The sequence below is a fragment of the Candidatus Zixiibacteriota bacterium genome, assembly GCA_018820315.1.
GTDB lineage: Bacteria > Zixibacteria > MSB-5A5 > JAABVY01 > JAHJOQ01 > JAHJOQ01.
On the sequence record JAHJOQ010000028.1, the window covers coordinates 1 to 2,533 of the forward strand.

General features: G+C 49.9%; 1 protein-coding gene. It reads left to right on the plus strand.

All coding sequences use genetic code 11. The features are described 5' to 3' along the window. Nucleotides 1-269: 269 nt before the first annotated feature. The gene (locus tag KKH67_02420; protein MBU1318030.1) at nt 270-2,489 is read left to right on the plus strand and encodes a CHAT domain-containing protein; all 2,220 of its coding nucleotides are present in this window, start codon (nt 270-272) and stop codon (nt 2,487-2,489) included. The last annotated feature ends 44 nt before the right edge of the window (nt 2,490-2,533 follow it).

Below are 2,533 nucleotides of genomic sequence, written 5' to 3' on the forward strand. Positions count from 1 at the left end.
ACTCTTTTTCCACTCGACTTTCCAAATTACTTACATTACTATTCCTCATGAGCGTGTCCTCCTGCTCGGATAAACCCGGGTTCTCTTGTTTACTATTAAGAGGATACGCTCATTCTATTCTATCCACAACTTTTGAATATATCTCGTGGAACCTGGGAATAAGTTACTGGAGGCAGAGCAACTATAGAGAGTCTGAGACGTTTTTCAGACGATCATTAGATGTCACGCAGAAGGCATTTGGCACAAAGCATACCGAAGTTGCGCGGAGTATGATGTTCGTAGGGATGATTTGTGACTTGCAGGGAAAGTACGAACAGGCGGAGTCGTTCTACCTACAGTCGCTTGCCGTCGCGACGGACGTGCACGGGCCGTATCATCAGAATGTGGCTGACATACTGACTCAGCTCGGTGTTCTTTGTGAGCATCAAGGGAAGTACGCGGAGGCTGAATCGTACTACCGCAGATCACTTGAGATTTTGAAGAACACATTAGGTCTGGAAAACCCCAAGGCAGCGTCAACACTGGTCGACCTCGGAAACATATATGTCTGCCAGGACAGGTATTCTGAAGCGGAGTATCTCTTCAGCGAGTCACTTGAAATTCAAAAAAAAGCCCTTGGCTCTGTTCACCCAGCAGTTGCAGCATGCCAGGAAGCTCTGGGTGTCATCTACGCACACCGAGGTAAGTATGCCAAGGCGGAATCGCTCTACTGTCGCTGTCTGTATATCAACAAACTGATTTTGGCTCCAAGTGATCCCACTGTGGGAAGAAACCTGCGCAACCTGGGAGACACCTACCTGCTCTGGGGCAAATACGATGGAGCAGATTCATGTTATCGGCAATCCCACGATATCTTCGAGAGGGTGTTGGGCAGTGATCACCCTGATGTAGCCCAGAGTCTCAGTAGCTTGGCAACTCTGTACTTGCACCAAGGTGAAATCGCGAAGGCTGAACCGCTGCTCAGGCGGGCACTGAACACACAGGAGAAAGTACTTGGAACTGGGCACCCCTCCGTAGCTACAATCCTGGAGAAATTGGCGCAGATCTATGGCTCATTGGGGCAGGTTGACAAAAGCCTGGAATGCTACAATAAGTTGCAGCAGTCAAGACAGCACTTCATCGAATACGCGTTTTCCTATGCCTCCGAGGAGCAGAAGATGAGATACGTGGAGAAGTATCCGTTGTTGGAACACTCGCTCATCTCATTTGCGGTTATGACTGACAGCGATGACTCAAAGCGATCTGCACTGGAAATGCTGCTGATAGGTAAAGGAGCCGTCATAGATGCGGTATCCGTTGAGAGACAGATCGCATACTGTTCGTACGATGACAAGATTCAGGAAAGTGTGGAGAGGCACACTGATGTCTGTGGGGAAATATCGATTCTAACCCTTGCTGGTGCTGATGAACTTGATCCGGAAATATACCGCGATCGCTTGTGCACTTTATACTGCAGAAAGGACTCGTTAGAAGCAGAACTCAGCCAGAGCTGTATAGAATTCCAGGATGAGCTTGAAGCCAGAAGATTTACGATGACTGATGTGGCGAATGTTCTTCCTGAAGATGCCGTTCTGTGGGAGTATGTCCGATATAGACCCTTTGACTTTGAGAAGCTTGTAGGCGTTGAAGATAGTGCTCTCCGTCCAAGATATGCCGTCTTCACACTCGATCATGATGAGCATGTATCCCTGACCGACCTGGGAGATGCGGACGAGATAGAGAGCTTGATTGGTCAGGCAAGGGACCTGATCCACAGAGCTCAAGGCGAAGTATATTCTCCCCGGGTAGACGAATCGGAGCGACGACTGGGAAGAGTTACCGGCAGGCTTTATGACATCCTCTTCGCGCCAATGAAACACCTTTTGGGTGCCAAGACACGTATCTTCATATCGCCCGATGGACAACTCAGTCTGTTGCCGTTCGAGTTTATTCTTTGCCCGGATAGCGAGTATGTTCTCGAGAAGTACCGAATCAGCTACCTGTCTTCAGGGCGAGACCTGTTGAGATTCGCAAGGAGTCAGGCATGTAGTGACATTGTCTACGTGCTTGCCGATCCCGATTTCGACTGTTCCGTCAATGCATCAGCTCAAAGCATCGACGATGCCTTGCGTGAAACTGGCGACCCTGTTCTTGCAGGTGTGTCCTCACGGGGAGCCTCCGGATGTTTAAACGGACAATTCACTCCCCTTCCCTATAGCGGCAAGGAGGCGGCATCGGTTGCCACGACGCTCGGATTGCATGAACAGTCAAGAGTAGAGTTTTACAGCGGTGTCCAAGCTACCGAGGAAGTTCTAAAGTCAATGCCAGCAGCTCCCAGAGTTCTGCATCTCGCTACACACGGGTATTTCTGCGAGGATACGGAGCTCGATGGAATCACGTTGCTGGAGAATCCACTGCTTCGATCAGGTCTTGCATTGGCTGGAGCCAATCGCCAAGTGAGTGGAGTCGCTGTAGATGATGTACTGTTGTCACGGGTCGGGTTAAAGTAGGCCACTTCGGGTCGGGTGAAAACCGGCCAAGTTGTATGTCAATC